The 15,751-nt window shown below is 66.7% G+C and carries 15 protein-coding genes; 10 read left to right on the forward strand and 5 right to left on the reverse strand.

What is annotated here, in order from left to right:
- Nucleotides 1–18: 18 nt before the first annotated feature.
- The 6 genes from AC1Q64_RS13300 to ubiD all read left to right on the forward strand — a co-directional run bounded on the left by AC1Q64_RS13300 (nucleotide 19) and on the right by ubiD (nucleotide 4,701).
- Nucleotides 19–981, forward strand: coding sequence for a U32 family peptidase (locus AC1Q64_RS13300; RefSeq protein WP_291437874.1), 963 nt, complete (start codon nucleotides 19–21; stop codon nucleotides 979–981).
- Between the two features lie 18 nt (nucleotides 982–999).
- Entirely contained in the window at nucleotides 1,000–1,620 is a 621-nt protein-coding gene (gene trhA / locus AC1Q64_RS13305; protein ID WP_291437875.1) for a PAQR family membrane homeostasis protein TrhA, read from the forward strand.
- A gap of 15 nt (nucleotides 1,621–1,635) precedes the next feature.
- Nucleotides 1,636–2,130: a ubiquinone anaerobic biosynthesis accessory factor UbiT gene (gene ubiT, locus AC1Q64_RS13310; protein ID WP_492251639.1), complete on the forward strand. Its 495-nt coding sequence runs from the start codon at nucleotides 1,636–1,638 to the stop codon at nucleotides 2,128–2,130.
- Between the two features lie 2 nt (nucleotides 2,131–2,132).
- Nucleotides 2,133–2,558 carry a putative zinc-binding protein gene (locus AC1Q64_RS13315; RefSeq protein WP_492251640.1) on the forward strand — a complete coding sequence of 142 codons (426 nt, stop codon included), beginning with the start codon at nucleotides 2,133–2,135 and terminating at the stop codon, nucleotides 2,556–2,558.
- A complete protein-coding gene (locus tag AC1Q64_RS13320) occupies nucleotides 2,551–3,147 on the forward strand; it encodes a UbiX family flavin prenyltransferase (protein ID WP_492251641.1) in 597 nt (198 codons plus the stop codon). Before AC1Q64_RS13315 ends, AC1Q64_RS13320 begins: the two co-directional genes overlap by 8 nt.
- Nucleotides 3,148–3,213: 66 nt before the next feature.
- Nucleotides 3,214–4,701, forward strand: coding sequence for a 4-hydroxy-3-polyprenylbenzoate decarboxylase (gene ubiD, locus AC1Q64_RS13325; RefSeq protein WP_492251642.1), 1,488 nt, complete (start codon nucleotides 3,214–3,216; stop codon nucleotides 4,699–4,701).
- 220 nt (nucleotides 4,702–4,921) lie between these two features.
- On the opposite strand, the gene AC1Q64_RS13330 is transcribed toward ubiD, so the two are convergent.
- Nucleotides 4,922–5,761 carry an AbiJ-NTD4 domain-containing protein gene (locus AC1Q64_RS13330; protein ID WP_492251643.1) on the reverse strand — a complete coding sequence of 280 codons (840 nt, stop codon included), beginning with the start codon at nucleotides 5,759–5,761 and terminating at the stop codon, nucleotides 4,922–4,924.
- 602 nt (nucleotides 5,762–6,363) lie between these two features.
- Between AC1Q64_RS13330 and AC1Q64_RS13335 the strand changes: the two genes are divergently transcribed.
- Nucleotides 6,364–8,004, forward strand: coding sequence for a long-chain-fatty-acid--CoA ligase (locus AC1Q64_RS13335; RefSeq protein WP_492251644.1), 1,641 nt, complete (start codon nucleotides 6,364–6,366; stop codon nucleotides 8,002–8,004).
- A gap of 61 nt (nucleotides 8,005–8,065) precedes the next feature.
- Nucleotides 8,066–9,325, forward strand: coding sequence for a branched-chain amino acid ABC transporter substrate-binding protein (locus AC1Q64_RS13340; RefSeq protein ID WP_082564848.1), 1,260 nt, complete (start codon nucleotides 8,066–8,068; stop codon nucleotides 9,323–9,325).
- 30 nt (nucleotides 9,326–9,355) lie between these two features.
- Here the strand turns inward: AC1Q64_RS13340 and AC1Q64_RS13345 are convergent, their stop codons facing one another.
- Nucleotides 9,356–10,123, reverse strand: a complete 768-nt coding sequence (locus AC1Q64_RS13345) for an SOS response-associated peptidase (RefSeq protein ID WP_492251645.1) — start codon at nucleotides 10,121–10,123, stop codon at nucleotides 9,356–9,358.
- Nucleotides 10,124–10,331: 208 nt separating this feature from the next.
- On the opposite strand from AC1Q64_RS13345, the gene AC1Q64_RS13350 reads away from it, so the two are divergent.
- Both AC1Q64_RS13350 and AC1Q64_RS13355 read left to right on the forward strand, forming a co-directional pair.
- Nucleotides 10,332–11,630, forward strand: coding sequence for an acyl-CoA dehydrogenase family protein (locus AC1Q64_RS13350; RefSeq protein ID WP_492251646.1), 1,299 nt, complete (start codon nucleotides 10,332–10,334; stop codon nucleotides 11,628–11,630).
- 130 nt (nucleotides 11,631–11,760) lie between these two features.
- Entirely contained in the window at nucleotides 11,761–12,330 is a 570-nt protein-coding gene (locus AC1Q64_RS13355) for a DUF3617 domain-containing protein (protein ID WP_492251647.1), read from the forward strand.
- On the opposite strand, the gene AC1Q64_RS13360 is transcribed toward AC1Q64_RS13355, so the two are convergent.
- From AC1Q64_RS13360 to AC1Q64_RS13370, 3 genes are all read right to left on the reverse strand, one after another.
- Entirely contained in the window at nucleotides 12,314–13,471 is a 1,158-nt protein-coding gene (locus AC1Q64_RS13360) for a diguanylate cyclase (protein ID WP_291439547.1), read from the reverse strand. The genes AC1Q64_RS13355 and AC1Q64_RS13360 overlap by 17 nt on opposite strands.
- A gap of 189 nt (nucleotides 13,472–13,660) precedes the next feature.
- Complete coding sequence (locus tag AC1Q64_RS13365; RefSeq protein WP_492251648.1) at nucleotides 13,661–14,437, reverse strand: 16S rRNA (uracil(1498)-N(3))-methyltransferase; 777 nt, start codon at nucleotides 14,435–14,437, stop codon at nucleotides 13,661–13,663.
- Nucleotides 14,438–14,538: 101 nt separating this feature from the next.
- Nucleotides 14,539–15,693, reverse strand: a complete 1,155-nt coding sequence (locus AC1Q64_RS13370) for an aminoglycoside phosphotransferase family protein (protein ID WP_492251649.1) — start codon at nucleotides 15,691–15,693, stop codon at nucleotides 14,539–14,541.
- Nucleotides 15,694–15,751: the final 58 nt, after the last annotated feature.

Genomic DNA, 15,751 nt, shown 5'->3' on the forward strand with positions numbered 1-15,751 from the left:
CCTCCCAGAAACCGCCCCATGAAACTCTCTCTCGGCCCGCTGCTGTACTACTGGCCCCGCGACACCGTGTTCGCGTTCTACGAGGCCATGGCCGCCACGCCCGTGGACGTGGTGTACCTGGGCGAGACGGTGTGCTCGCGCCGCCATGAGCTGCGCCTGGCCGACTGGCTGGCGCTGGCGCGCATGTTGCAGGACGCGGGCAAGGAGGCGGTGTTGTCCAGCCAGGTGCTCATCGAGTCCAGCGCCGATGTGGGGGTGATGCACAAGGTCACGGGCAACGGCGAGTTTCGGGTCGAGGCCAATGACATGGGCGCCGTGGGTTGCCTTGCACGCGCGCCGGGCGGGCCACAGGCCTTTGTGGCCGGGCCGCACCTGAACCTGTACAACGCGCCCTCGTTGCAATGGATGGCGCAGCTGGGCGCCACGCGCTGGGTGATGCCGCTTGAAATGTCGCAGCACGCGCTCGCTGCTGTGCTGACGCAGCGGCCCGCAGGCATCGAGACCGAGGTGTTTGCCTACGGCCGCATGCCCCTGGCCTATTCGGCGCGCTGCTTCACCGCCCGCCACCGCAACCTGCCCAAGGACGACTGCCAGTTCAGCTGCCTGCAACACGCCGACGGCCTTCCGCTGCACACGCGCGAGAGCGAGGGTTTTCTGGTGCTCAACGGCACGCAGACCCAGTCGGCCCGCGTCTACAACCTGGCCAACGAACTGGCCGCGATGCGCGCCCAAGGCGTGGACGTGGTGCGCCTGAGCCCGCAGGCCCAGCACATGCCGCAGGTGATTGCCGCGTTTGACGAAGCCCGCCGCGCCGTGGCTGCGGAGGATGCTGCCGAAAAGGCACCTGACTATGTGGAGCGCATGCAGCCCTTCATGCCCGATCTGCCCTGCAACGGCTACTGGTTCGGGCGCCCGGGGCTGGAGCAGGGGCTGCATGGCGCGGCGGGCGGTGCAGCCGCTCGGCCCGCCATGCACCCGTAACGACAAGGCAGATCACCCATGTACCCCGGAGAACGTTTCAACAGCATCAGCCACCTGGTGGGTGCCCTGCTCGCCACGGCGGGCACTGCCGTGCTCATCACCCTCGCGGCGCGCATGGGCGACCCGTGGAAGGTGGTGGCGTTCAGCATCTACGGCGCCATGCTGGTGGCGCTGTACGCCGCCTCCACCGCGTACCACAGCGTGCGCCGACGCACCATCAAGGCCGTGCTGCAAAAGCTCGACCACTGCAGTATCTACCTGCTAATCGCTGGCAGCTACACGCCGTTTGCGCTGGTGTCGCTGCGCGGGCCCTGGGGCTGGTCGCTGCTGGGCGTGGTGTGGGGCCTGGCCCTGCTGGGCATTGCGCAGGAGATCTGGTGGGCGCGTGGTGCGCGGGTGTTGTCGCTGGTCATCTACGTGCTCATGGGCTGGCTGGCGTTGGTGGCCGTGGTGCCGTTGTGGAATGCGCTCACGCCTGCCGGGTTTGCCTGGCTGCTGGCGGGCGGCGCCTGCTACACGCTGGGCATCGTCTTTTATGCGCTGGACCACCGCGTGCGCCATGGCCACGGCCTGTGGCACCTGTTTGTGCTGGGCGGCAGCGTGTGCCACTTTTTCACCGTGTTTTTTTACGTGGCCTGAGGGCCCTTCTGTCTCATGGCGGCTTCTCCTCTCCCTTTCCCCCTGGTCGTTCCTGCTCCCGTGGGTGCCGTGCTGGCGCGCCTGCCCGCCTACCCCGGCTCGCTGCTGCTGGTGACCGCGCTCAACCTGGCGCTGGCGCGGCACCTGCCTGCGGACGTGGGCCAGCTGCTGCTGCACAAGAAGATGCGGGTGCAGGTGCGCGATGCGCGCGTGGCGTTCGACTTTGCCTGGACGGGCCAACGCTTTGCCCCCCACGCCCCGCTGGTGCTGCCGCAGGTGGCCGACGTGACGCTGAGCGCCACAGCCCATGACTTTTTGCTGCTGGCCCAGCGCCAGCAAGACCCGGACACGCTGTTTTTCAGTCGCCGCCTGTCGATGGAGGGCGACACCGAGCTGGGCCTGGTGGTGAAGAACGCGCTCGATGCGATCGAGCTGCCCGTGCTGGACCCGCGCCAGGTGCTGGGCCACCTGCGCCGCCGCCTGGACCCAACACCACGCAACGGAGGATGAGCATGGCCACCAACACCGATCCCCAGAACCACCCCTTGGTCTATTCCTGCTCTGGCTGCTCCAGCGCCGCGCAGCTGGCAAACCACATGGCGCTGCAGCTCGACCGGCGCGGCGTGGCCGAGATGTCGTGCATCGCCGGGGTGGGCGGCGATGTGCCGCACCTCATGAAAACCGTGCGCTCGGGCCGGCCCATCATCGCGCTCGACGGCTGCCCGCTGGTCTGCGTCAAAAGCACGCTGGCGCGCCACGGCATTGCTGCCGACCGGCACTACCAGCTGCAGCAATACGGCGTGAAAAAGCGCGTGCATGAAGACTTTGACCCGCTGCAGGCCGCGCTGGTGTTGGAGCAGGTGGAGGCCGACCAACTGGCCGAGCCACTGCAACGCCCTGCACTGCGGCCCGCCGCCGTGGAGCCCTCACATGGCTGATGCCGCCAACCTGCGCCGCATCATCGTGGCCATCTCTGGCGCCAGCGGCGCCGTCTATGGCGCGCGCTTGCTGCAGGTGCTGCAGGGCCAGAGCGGCATCGAGACCCACCTGGTCGTCTCCGACGCTGGCTGGCGCAACCTGCAGCACGAGCTGGACATGGACCGCCCCGCCGTCGAGGCCCTGGCCCACCGCGTGCACGACGTGGTCAACGTGGGCGCCGCCATTGCGAGTGGCTCGTTCCAGTGCCATGCCATGGTGGTCGCGCCCTGCTCCATGCGCACGCTCGCCGCCATTGCGCACGGTCTGGCCGACAACCTGCTCACGCGCGCGGCCGACGTTGCCCTCAAGGAGCGCCGCCGCCTGGTGCTGATGGTGCGCGAGTCGCCCCTGCATCTCACCCACCTGCGCAACATGGTGGCCGTCACCGAGATGGGCGGCATCGTCTGCCCGCCGCTGCCCGCCTTCTACCTGCGCCCGCAGACCGTGGGCGAGGTGGTGGACTTCAGCGTGGCGCGCGTGCTCGACCTCATGGATGTGCCGCACGCCCTCGCGCCTCGGTGGCAGGGCCTGGAGCTGAATGCTCCTTAATTTATAGCTGCTAGCGCAATCAATACCTGCGCTATCGGCCGATTTCATTCAAATTCTGGACCCGATATGGCCTACCGCGACCTGCGCGACTTCATGGCCCAGCTCGAAGCCACGGGCGACCTGCGTCGCGTGGCGGAGCCCGTCTCGCCCCACCTGGAGATGACTGCGCTCAGCGACCGCGTGCTGCGCGCAGGCGGCCCGGCGCTGCTCTTCTCCCAGCCCACGGGCCACCGCATGCCGGTGCTCACCAACCTGTTTGGCACCACAGACCGCGTGGCCCGCGCCATGGGTGTGGCCGACCTGCACGGCGTGCGCGCCCTGGGCGAACTGCTGGCCACCCTCAAGGAGCCCGAGGCGCCCAAGGGCTTCAAGGACATGCTGGGCATGGGCCAGCTGCTCAAGACTTTGTGGAACATGGCGCCCCACACCGTGGTGCGCGGCGCACCCTGCCAGCAGGAGGTGTGGGAAGGGCCCGATGTCGACCTGGCCCGCCTGCCCGTGCAGCACTGCTGGCCCGGCGACGTGGCCCCGCTCATCACCTGGGGCCTCACCATCACGCGCGGCCCGCGCAAGGCACGGCAGAACCTGGGCATCTACCGCCAGCAGGTGCTCTCGCGCAACCAGGTCATCGTGCGCTGGCTGGCCCACCGCGGCGGCGCGCTGGACTTTGCCGACCACTGCGCCGCCCACCCCGGCCAGCCCTACCCCGTGGCCGTGGCGCTGGGGGCCGACCCAGCCACGCTGCTTGGCGCGGTGACGCCCGTGCCCGATTCTTTAAGCGAATACCAGTTTGCCGGCCTGCTGCGCGGTGCGCGCACCGAGGTCACGCCCGCATTGGGTTTGCCGCTGCAGGTGCCCGCCACCGCCGAGATCGTGCTCGAAGGCCACATCCAGCCCGATGCCAACCACGCGAGCGGCTGGCAGCACGCGCTGGAAGGGCCGTATGGCGACCACACCGGCTACTACAACGAATGCGCCGAGTTCCCCGTGCTCACGGTGGACCGCATCACCCTGCGCAAGGATGCGATCTACCACAGCACCTACACCGGCAAACCGCCCGACGAGCCCGCTGTGCTGGGCCTGGCGATGAACGAGCTGTTCATTCCGCTCTTGCAAAAGCAGTTCCCCGAGATCGTGGACTTTTACCTGCCGCCTGAGGGTTGCAGTTACCGCATGGCCGTCGTCAGCATCCGCAAGGCCTACGCCGGCCACGCACGGCGCGTGATGATGGGCGTGTGGAGCCACCTGCGCCAGTTCATGTACACCAAGTTCATCGTGGTGGTGGATGCGGATGTGGACGTGCGCGACTGGAAGGATGTGATCTGGGCCATCACCACCCGCATGGACCCGGCGCGCGACACCCTGCTGGTGGAGCACACGCCCATCGACTACCTGGACTTCGCCTCGCCCGTGAGCGGCCTGGGCAGCAAGATGGGCATGGACGCGACGAACAAGTGGCCGGGGGAGACGCAGCGGGAGTGGGGGAGGCCGATGCGGATGGAGGAGGCGGTCGTGAAGCGGGCGGATGCGCTGTTTGCAGGGCTGGGGTTGTAAGGTGCAACATGCGTCCCTGCAACCGCTCAGGCAAACCCTGTCCGAAAGGCTTCGAAACGGCGGATTCTCCTACGCTTGTGCTATCGCCTATGGATGCCCCTGCGCGGCACGAGTCAGCTCCAAAGCTCACCCCGCAGCCACTACACAAAGCCTGGCGCCGACCAGGCATACAGTCCCTGCCGTAGCGAGTCTGGGGTTAAGCGAGGGTTTAGGCGTTGACTTACGACTTGCGGCGTAGAAGGCTCTTGATCCAGGACATCGCATTCTCTACCACCCAAGTCGTTTGCTCTGTGGTCAGTGCCAACGGTTGCGCGTTACCGGAACCATGACCGAGCGGGTTGCGGATATCTCTGAACAGAGACTTGAGGGCATCAGCTTCCCAGGTTTCGATGTATCGACCAAGCTTCATCGAAACAAGGTTGTCCACAAAGTCGGCTGCTCCCCTCTCCGTACCTCTCGTTCGGCCCAAGTCATCGGAGAGAATCTTGAGCACGCTTTCCAGGCCCTTTAGTGCATGGAAGGCTGCATCAGGCTTTCCAGAGTCACGGCGATCAAGCGCTTCCTTTACGTCTGAGTCAACGTGGGCGTACTTTGGATCCGAAACCAGCGTCCAGAACGGTCTTTCAATCTCGTTCGTAGTTAGTTCGTCGTCGATGCGTTGAATAAGGCCGTTGTGATACTCAAACGGCAACCCGGCATCTTTGAATCTGTCATTCAGTTCATCAATTCCGGCCATGGTTGCCTGAAGGGCATCTTCAACAGCGTTCTTTGGCGGAGAAGTGCGTTTCTGTAGCAGCGCCCACCAGGAAGCTACGTCATTCTTGGGCGCGCACTCGCGCAGCATCGCTTCTGCCTCGCGGAAAAGCAGCTCCAACAGACTCAATCTGAGTTTGATGAAGCTGTCGGGGTCGCCATGGGCGTCGTTCCAGAGGTCGTACGGCTCTCCAAGGAATTCCATCGCCCGCTGCTCTGGCGTAGGCCGATGGCCAAGCGCCATTGCGCCGAGTTCCCTGGCAAGGCGCTTCTCGGGGACCTCGAAAAGCCTTGCACGGTTTGGCATCTTCGATGCAATGTCATCGAACAGGACCAGTGCCGCCTGTCTCACGAGCAGCGCAAGCGCGTGCGGTACCCGATCATGAACCCAGCGCTCGGGATACCGCTTGAGTAGAAGGTCGGTGATCAGAGGTGCTCCCTTCGACGCCTAACGTGGGTATCTCGCAAACTTTGCAAAATAGACATGAGCCGTGTGGATATTCTGGACACCGATTTTTTCTGAAAGGGGGGCTCGCAGCCTGAGTTGGGAGCGCTGAGCTGTTGGAACGTCTATGTATAAATTCCGCAAACCCGGCAAGCTGCCGATGCGCAGACTATACCGAGCGCGCATGCCGCAGCACCAGCGGCCGGTTTTTTAATCTTTGCGGTGCAGCAGGGCTGCGGTGGTTCGCGTTCACCATGAGCCGTCGGCATTCACAACCACGTCGCCGTCCGCGCCCTCCCAGCGCGGCGTGCCCTGCTCGTGTACTAGCTGGTTGAGTCACCCAGACGACAAGCATGCCCCGCGTTGTTTGCGACCATGTGCCAGCCCCAGCACAGAGGTGCTCTGCACCGGCACCGACGAATGCCGCGATGCAGGACAGCGCACATCCCTAGGAGACAACGGCAATGCAGCAGCAACAGCCCGGCAGCATGATGGACCGGCCACTACTTGTTTCGGCCATCCTCGAGCACGGTGAGAACCAGTACGGCGATCAGCAGGTCGTCTCGCGCGACACCGATGGCAGCCTGCACCGCTACCGTTTCGCCGACATGGCCCGGCGCGCCCGGCAGCTGGCCAACGCGTTGCAAGCGATAGGCCTGCGCCCCGGCAGCGTGGTGGGGTCGCTGGCCTGGAACAACCACCGCCACCTGGAGGCGTATTACGCCGTGTCCGGCAGCGGCATGGTCATGCACACCTGCAACCCGCGCCTGCACCCTGAGCAGCTGGCCTACATCGTCAACCATGCCGACGACGAGGTGGTGCTGTTCGACACCACGTTCGCGCCGCTGGTGCGCGCCATTGCGGCGTCGTGCCCCCGCGTGCGGCACTGGGTGGCGCTGTGTGATTCCGACACGCTGGGCACCATCGACCTGCAAGGGGTGCCCGGGGTCGACGCCTATGAGGCACTGGTGGCCGGCCAGCATGACCGCTTTGTGTGGCCCGAATGTGATGAAAAGACCGGCGCAGCGCTGTGCTACACGTCGGGCACCACCGGCAACCCCAAGGGCGTGCTGTATTCGCACCGGGCGCTCGTGCTCAGTGCCCTGTCGGCCTGCATGCCGGGCGTGCTCAGCATCAGCGCGCGGGAGACCATCCTGCCCGTGGTGCCCATGTTCCACATCAACGCTTGGTGCCTGCCTTATGCGGCCCTGATCGGCGGCGCCAAGCTGGTGCTACCGGGCCCGCGCTTGGACGCCGCCAGCCTGTACGAGCTGATGGAGACCGAGCGCGTCACCGTCAGCGCGGGCGTGCCCACGATCTGGATGGGCCTGATTCAGCATGTGGAGCAGCACCAGCTGCGCTTTACCACCATGCGGCGCACGGGTGTGGGCGGATCGGCCATGCCCAAGGCGCTGATCGCCAAGTTCAACGACCTGTACGACGTGGAGGTGCGCCACGGCTGGGGCATGACCGAGACCACCGCCATTGCCACCATGAGCGTGCTGGGCGCTGCCGACGCCGAACTGCCGCCCGAGGACCGCCACGCGCTGGTCGCCAAGCAGGGCAAGTCGGTGTTCGGCATCGAGCTCAAGCTGGTGGATGAAAACGGCATCACCTTGCCGCGCGATGGCGTTGCGCAGGGCGAGCTGATGGTGCGCGGCCAGTGGATCGTGTCGCGCTATCACAAGGCCGAGCGCTCGGCGCTGGCCGATGGCTGGTTCCCCACCGGCGACATTGCCACCATCAACCCGCAGGGCGTGGTGCAGATCCGAGACCGCACCAAGGACGTGATCAAGTCGGGCGGCGAGTGGATCAGCTCCATCGACCTGGAGAACGTCGCCGTGGCCCACCCGGCCGTGGCCATGGCGGCCGTCATCGGCGTCAAGCACCCCAAGTGGGACGAACGCCCCCTGCTCTTCATCGTGCGCAAGCCCGGCCAGTCGCTCGACAAGGCGCAGATCCTGGACTTCCTCGCAGAGCGTGTTGCCAAGTGGTGGCTGCCCGACGAAGTGCTATTTGTCGAAAGCCTGCCGCTGGGCGGCACCGGCAAGGTCCAGAAAAACGAGCTGCGGCAACGCCATGGCTCGGTGTTCAGCGGTGAATGAAGCCGCCCCGCATTGACGCTGCTCCCATCTACATCTATCTACCCACCCCACGGAGACACCCATGAACATGGTTCCCAGGAAATGGCCTCATCAATGGCTCAAGGCTGGCGCCTGCGCTGCAGCGCTGGTGATGGCGGCGCACGCCGGCGCGGCCGAGACGGTGAAGATCGGCTTCATCGACCTGCTGTCCGGCCCCTTTGCGCTCACGGGCCAAAGCTCGCTCAACCAGCTGCGCGAGGTGGTGGCGCAGGTCAACGCCAAGGCCGGGCCCAACGAGCCCAAGTTCGAGGTGATGGACTTTGACAACAAGGGCACACCGCAGGAGAGCCTGAATGCGCTCAAGGCTGCCACCGACCGGGGCGTGCGCTACATCACCCAGGGCGGTGGTTCGGGCGTGGCGCTGGCGCTGGTGGATGCGCTCAACAAGCTCGCCGAGCGCGACCCGGAGCGCGCGACCGTGTACCTCAACTACGCTGCCATGGACCCGCAGCTCACCAACGAGCGCTGCAGCTTCTGGCACTTCCGCTTCTATCCGTCGAGCGAGATGAAGATGGAGGCGCTGACCACCTACCTGCAAGGCCGCAAGGACGTGAAGCGCGTGTACCTGCTCAACCAGGACTACACCCACGGCCGCCAGGTCTCCAAGGCCGCCAAGGAATACCTGGCCCGCAAGCGGCCCGACATCGAGGTTGTGGGCGATGACTTCATCCCCATCGCCCAGACGCGTGACTTCGCCTCGTACGTGGCCAAGATTGCCGCCACCAAGGCCGACACCGTCATCACCTCCAACTGGGGCAGCGACCTGACACTGCTGTTCAAGTCGTCCCGCGACTACGGCCTGAACATCAACTACTTCACGCTCAATGCCAACAACCCCGGCACGCCCGCGCAGATCGGGCCCTGGGGCGAAGGCAAGGTCGGGGTCATCTGGAACTGGGTGCACAACGCCCCCACCCCCGAGCTCGAAAAGATCTACGTGGACTACAAGAAAAAGACCGGTGAAGACTTTGTGTTTGCCGCCCACTGGAACAGCGTGCACATGCTGCGCGAGGCCATGCGCAAGGCCCAGTCCACCGACGCCAAGAAGGTGGCCCTGGCGCTGGAAGGCATGACCTACAAGAGCCCCATGGGCGAGGTGCGCATGCGCAAGACCGACCACCAGCTTGAAGCGCCGCTGTACCTGGGCATCTGGGCCAAGCAGGGCAGCAAGGGCGTGAAGTACGACGCGGAGAAAACCGGCTACGGCTTCCGCTCCGAAGTGGCGTGGGACAACTACATCAGCGCCCAGCCGACGTCCTGCCAGATGAAGCGGCCGTCCTGAGCGCCGCCGCGCCGCCCTTGCGGCGCGGGGTCAGCCCAGGAAACCCTTGGGCACCTTGTCTGCCTTTTTCTCCACCGGGTTGGCCAGCAGCCACTGCGGGGCGTATTGCCGCATGAACTCCTTGGCCTTCTCCGGCCGCGCCGTGAGCCACGCGTCGTAAGCGCCTTCGTTCAGGATGGCGGGCATGCTTTTTTCGCTGCCGGGCTGGCCGTAGCGGTGCAGTAGCGCGTGGTTGTTGGCGTTCACCGTGAGCAGGCAGTAGCTGATGATCACCTCGCCGTCAGCGCCCTGCCAGCGCGCCCACAGGCCCGCCACGCCCATGGGTTTGCCGTCCACGCGCGCCACGCGGGTGGGCACGGCCTTGCCGCTGCGCAGGTCGTCTTCGTAGAACGCCACCATGGGCACGATGCAGCGCTGGCCATTCAGCCACGCGTCGCGAAAGGGCGTGCCGGTGGAGGCGGTGTCGGACTTGGCGTTGACCAGCTTGGGCGCGCGCAGCTTGGCGTCGGATGCCGACTTGACCCAGTGCGGCACCAGGCCCCATTGCGCGGGCACCAGCACCCGCGTGGGGGCGGCGTCGCTGGGGTTGTCTGAAGCCGCCGCTGGAGCTGCCTCTTCGAGCGTATTGACCGTGCTGGCTGGCCCTTGTGCCAGGGCGGCCGCCGTTGCTGCATGCACGATGAAAAAGCCTGGCTTGCGGGGCCACAGGTGGCGTTCACCCAGCGCCGCAGGGGGCTCGACTGCAAACGCCTCGCGGTAGGTGTCGGCGTGTTGCAGGGTTTCGTAGTGGGTACTCATGGGGGCATGGTACCTGTGTGGAGGGGGGCGATAGGGCAGTTATCAGGCAAAAATGGCTGGTGGCGCTAGTGCAATATGTCTTGGTTGCTATCAATAGCATAGCTTTTGCGGCGCCATCACCGCAGGCGCCCGGGCAGGCCGTGATGTGCGTCAAGCCCGTTGTCGCCTGCGTTGTGACGCGCGCTGGCGCTGTTTTCACAATGTCCGCATGGACTTCGCACCTTCCCCTTTGGCCCTTCAATGGCGTGAGCGCCTGCTGGCGTTCATGGACCGTTATTTGCTGCCCTACAACGCTGCCTGGCATGCGGCCGTGTTGGCGGGCGACTACCCGCCGCCCTTTGTGGAGGACCTGAAGGCGCTCGCCCGCGAGGAAGGTCTGTGGAACCTGTTTCTGCCCACGCTGCAGGACGACGAGCCCGGCACGCGCCTGTGCAACCTCGACTACGCGCCGCTGGCCGAGGCCATGGGCCGCCTGCCCTGGGCGGCCGAGGTGTTCAACTGCCACGCGCCAGACACCGGCAACATCGAGCTGCTGCACCGCTTTGCCACACCCGCCCAGCGCGTCCGCTGGCTGGTGCCGCTGCTGCACGGCCAGATGCGGTCGGCCTTTGCGATGAGCGAGCCCGACGTGGCCTCGTCCGACCCGACCAACCTGCAGACCACGGTGCGGCGCGAGCGGGATGGCCTAGTGCTCAGCGGCCGCAAGTGGTTCATCACCGGCGCGGCGCATCCGCACTGCCAGCTGCTCATCGTGCTGTGCCGCAATGCGGATGACGACCAGACCGACAGCCACCATCGCCACAGCATGGTGCTGGTGCCCGTGGACACGCCGGGTGTGCAGATCGTGCGCAACATCAGTGTGCTGCACCACCATGCGCCCGAGGGGCATTGTGAGATCCTGCTGCAGGGCGTGCGGGTGCCGCACGACCACCTGCTGGGCGACTGGGGGGCGGGGTTTGCGATGGCGCAGGCGCGCCTGGGGCCCGGCCGTGTGCACCACTGCATGCGCACCATCGGCCAGTGCGAGCTGGCGCTGCGCCTGGCCACCGAGCGAGCGCTGGAGCGCACGGCGTTTGGCAAGCCGCTGGCAGAGCAGGCCAACGTGCAGGAATGGCTGGCCGAGTCGCGCATCGAGATCGACCAGGCGCGCCTGCTGGTGCTGCACGCTGCGTGGCTGCTGGACCAGGGCGAATCAGCCGATGGGGCGGACGCGCGCACCGTGCGTGCCCAGGTTGCCGCCATCAAGGTGGTGGCCGCGCGCCTGCAGCAGCGCGTGGTGGACCGGGCCATGCAGATCTTTGGCGCCATGGGCCTGTCGCCCGACACGCCGCTCGCGGCGTTCTGGACCTGGGGGCGTGCGCTGCGGCTGATGGACGGGCCCGACGAGGTGCATTTGCGCACCGTGGCGCGCCACGAGCTGGCCCAGGCGCGCGCGGGTCTTGGGGCGTCGGCGGCTTACTTCACCACCCCGGAGCAGCTGCGTGCGCCGCCGCACCTGAGCGCCTGAAAAGCAACGGCAGGGACCACCCGTCTGGGGTGGCGCGTGATGGCACCTTCGGACAGGCCACGGCACTTGGCAGCAGGCCGCCGGTTGCGGATACTGAGACCCCCGCAGTTCACCTCCCCGAGGTCCCGCCATGCACCACACCAGTCCCCGCACCCTGGCAGTTGCCCTCACCGCCGCCGTGTTTTTGCCGGGCATGGGGGGCGCTGCCCATGCCCAGGCCCAAAAGTTGCGGCCGGGCTTGTGGGAGAACAGCGTGACCATGAAAAGCCAGAGCGGCCAGCTGGAGGCCGCCATGGCGCAGATGCAAAAGTCCATGGCCAGCCTGACGCCCGCGCAGCGCAAGCAGATGGAGCAGGCCATGGCCCAGCAGGGCGTGAGCATGGGCCCCAGCGGCAACACGGTGAAGGTCTGCATCAGCCCCGAACAGGCCGATCTGGACCGCATTCCGGCCCAGGAAGGCTGCACGCAGAACGTGCAACGTACCGGCCCCAACGCGGTGGCCATGACGTTCAGCTGCAAGGGCACCCAGGGCCAGCCACCTACCACGGGCGAGGGGACGATGACCTTTCAGGGCCCCACCGCCTATGCGGGCAACTTCAAGGTCAAGACCACTTCCAACGGCAAGCCTGAGCAGATCGACATGGTGCAAAACGGCAAGTGGCTCGCGGCCGACTGCGGCACGCTCAAGCCCGTGCGTTAACCCCTGCCGCCGCCGCGCGGTGGGCCGCGGGCGCCATCACCACGCGGTTGCGGCCCAGGGCCTTGGCGTGGTACAGCGCCTGGTCGGCGCGCTCCAGGGTGTGCTCCAACGTGTCTCCGGACAGGTGCTGCGCGATGCCGATGGACACCGTGAGCTGCAGCGAGCCTGCGCTGTGGGCAATCTCCAGCGCCTGCACCGCCTGGCGGATGCGCTCGAGCAGGTCGCGCGCATGTTCTGCCGAGGTATCGGAGAGCATCAGCACAAACTCCTCGCCGCCCCAGCGGGCCAGCACATCAGTGTCGCGTACGCTGGCGCGCACCGTGCCCGCAAACGCCTGAAGCGCGCGGTCGCCAGTGGCGTGGCCATACCGGTCGTTGATGGGTTTGAAGTGGTCGATGTCCAGCTGTGCCAGCAGCATCGGGCGGCCGCTGCGCAGGCTGCGGCGGTGCTCCAGTGCCATCAGGTCCAGCATGGCGCGGCGGTTGATGAGGCCCGTCAGCTCGTCGCGGGTGGCCAGTTCGCGGTTGACTTCGAGCGCCTGCGCCAGTGCCTCGCGCTGCTGCTGCAGCTTGGCGCGGATGCGCTGGATGCGCAGGTTCAGCGCAATGCAGCCACTGAGCACGATGAGCACCATCAGCGCGTAAGCGGTGTCGAGGTAACCCGATGCGTTGGCATTGAAGCGTGAGCTGACGCCGATGGCGCTGGCAAACGCCAGCAGCGCGTACACCCCGATGCCAATCACCTCGGCCACCGTGAGGCCGAAGGTACCGAAGAACAGGATCATCGCCAGCACGCTGGGCACCAGCCCGCGCGCATCGCCCGCCAGCACATACGCTACGGCGCCGCTGGTGATGGTCCAGACCATCTGCGGGATGGTGAGCGAAGGGTCGCGCAGTCGGGCGGTTTCGCCGGAGCGGATGAAGGCCGTCATGACCACCAGGCCGCCCACCGACAGGGCGGCCCACCATTGCACGGCGGTCTGGTCCACGGTGGTGCTGGAATGCGCCACCAGCAGCATCACCCCGGCGCTGCCGGCCATCAGCGTGAGCGCCAGCAAGGCCATGCCCACCAGCGTGCGCCGCCGAGGGTCGGTGGAGAGGATCACATCCTTGAGGCGCTGCCAGCGGGCGGGTGGGCGCAAGGTGGGGGGCTCCGGCCAGGAGGGAGGGCCGCGCTGCGCGCGGGCGGATTGGCACGAAAACCCTGCTGTCCTGGGTTACCGACCAGTCGGCGATTTTACGGTGAGGTAGTGCTGTGCGTACAGTCCCCCGACCCTGGCTGGGCATGCGGCCCACGCGGCGAGCGCGGGCTACCGCGCAGGGTGGCCGCGCTACAGGGTGAGCGCTGCCAGGGCGGCCAGCGGGGCTGTCTCGGCGCGCAGCACGCGGGGGCCCAGCGTGACCGGGGCAAAGCCGTGTTGCAGCGCCAGGTCTTCTTCCGCAGGGCTCAGGCCACCCTCAGGGCCCGAAAGGAACAGCACCGTGCGCTGGGCACTTTCGCCGCCAGTGGCTTCACGCAGCGGCACAGTGCCGGGCCGCAGCGACAACAGCAAGCGTTGGGGAGTGTCCCGCGTCTCTGGGGAGGTCAGGCCGTGCCCCTGCCCTTGCCCTGGTGTACGCAGCCAGCCAGCCAGATCGATGGCCGGGTGCACCAGGGGCACGCGGTTGCGGCCACATTGCTCGCAGGCGGCCACGGCTACGGCCTGCCAGTGGGCGATCTTCTTGTCGGCCCGTTCGCCCTTGAGCTTGAGCACGCTGCGCTCGGCCACCAGCGGGGTGATGCTGGCCACGCCCAGCTCGGTGGCTTTTTCGACCAGCCAGTCCATGCGCTCGTTGGCGGTGATGCCCGCCAGCAGGTGCACTGCGCGGGGCGCCTCGCGGTCGATGGCGTGGTGCGCCCCCACCAGCACGCGCACATCGCTGCGGCCCATCTTGAGCACGGTGGCGTCAAACTCGCCGCCCGGGTCGCCCGCGTTCTGTCCGCCGTGGAACAGGGTGATGCTGTCGCCGGGCTGCAGGCGCAGCACCTGCACATGGCGTGCAGCGCCCGGGGGAAGGTCCAGCTCGGCGCTGGTGGCCAGTGGGGCCGGGCAATGGAAACGGGGCATTTGCTATCTTTGTAATAGCTACTGACGCATGATTTGTCTGCGCTTGAGCCGGGTTTTGCTTGGTTTCTCGGGTGTGCCGCGTGTGCATGCGACGGCTGCGGCTACATGCGGCCGTACGCAAAGCCCACCACGGGCTCGGTGCCTTCGATCTGGTCCAGCATCTTGAGCAGCGGCCCCAGCTGGCGGTAGCGGTTGGCCGTGGCGCGGATGTAGGCCATGAACCGGGGCGCATCGGCCAGGTATTTGGGCTTGCCGTCGCGCAAGGTCAGGCGCGCAAAAATGCCGGCGACCTTGAGGTGCCGCTGCAGGCCCATCCACTCCACCGCGCGGTAGAACTCACCAAAGTCATCGCCCCAGCCGCTGGCGCTGCGCGCGCCCAGCAGCCCGGCCTTGCGCGCCTTCTCCCAGTAACGCACTGTAATGTCGATGACGAATTCCTCTTCCCAGCTGATGAATGCATCGCGCAGCAGGCTGGCGATGTCATAGGTGATGGGGCCGTACACGGCGTCCTGAAAGTCCAGTACACCCAGCGGCGCGCCTGCTTCGACGGGCGCCATCAGGTTCCGGGTCATGAAGTCGCGGTGTACATACACCTGCGGGGCCGCCAGGTTGTGCGCCACGATGGCATCAAAGGCGCTTTGCAGCGTGGCCTGCTGCTTGTCGTCCAGCGTGACTGCGCGGTGTTGGGCCAGGTACCAGTCGGGGAACAGTGCCAGCTCGCGGCGCAGCAATGCGTCGTCGTAGGGGGGCAGCACGCCGGGTTGGGACGCCTTTTGCCATTGCAGCAACACGTCGGTGGCCTGCTGGTACCAGGCGTAGGCGTCCTGGGGTTTTTCGGGGTTCAGCCGCTCGATCACCGTCTGGTGGCCCAGGTCGGACAGCAGCATGAAGCCGGTTGGCTCATCAAACGCCAGGATGTCGGGCACGTTCAGCCCAGCGGCGGCCATCAGGCCTTGCACCTGCACAAACGGGCGGCAGTTTTCCTTGTCGGGCGGCGCGTCCATGACGATGCGGCTGGCGCCCGACGCACTGTCGATGCGCAGGTAACGTCGAAAGCTCGCATCGGCCGACGCGGGGCGCAGCGTCGCGGGCAACAACTGGTGGGGCCCAGTCAGGGGAGCCAACCAGGCCTCAAAGGCCGTGCGTCGGGCGGCATCAGGCCAGCTGACAGGGGTGGAGGCGGCGGGCGCAGCAGGTGCGGCCACGGTGGCGCCCAGGGGCTGGCCAGCGGGTGATGGGGGGATGGGGTGGCTCATGGATAATCCGATTTTACAAACCGACTGTGGGCCGGCGCTGCGCGCTGGCCACGGTGGG

The sequence above is a fragment of the Acidovorax sp. GW835-FHT14G06 genome, from assembly GCF_058793595.1.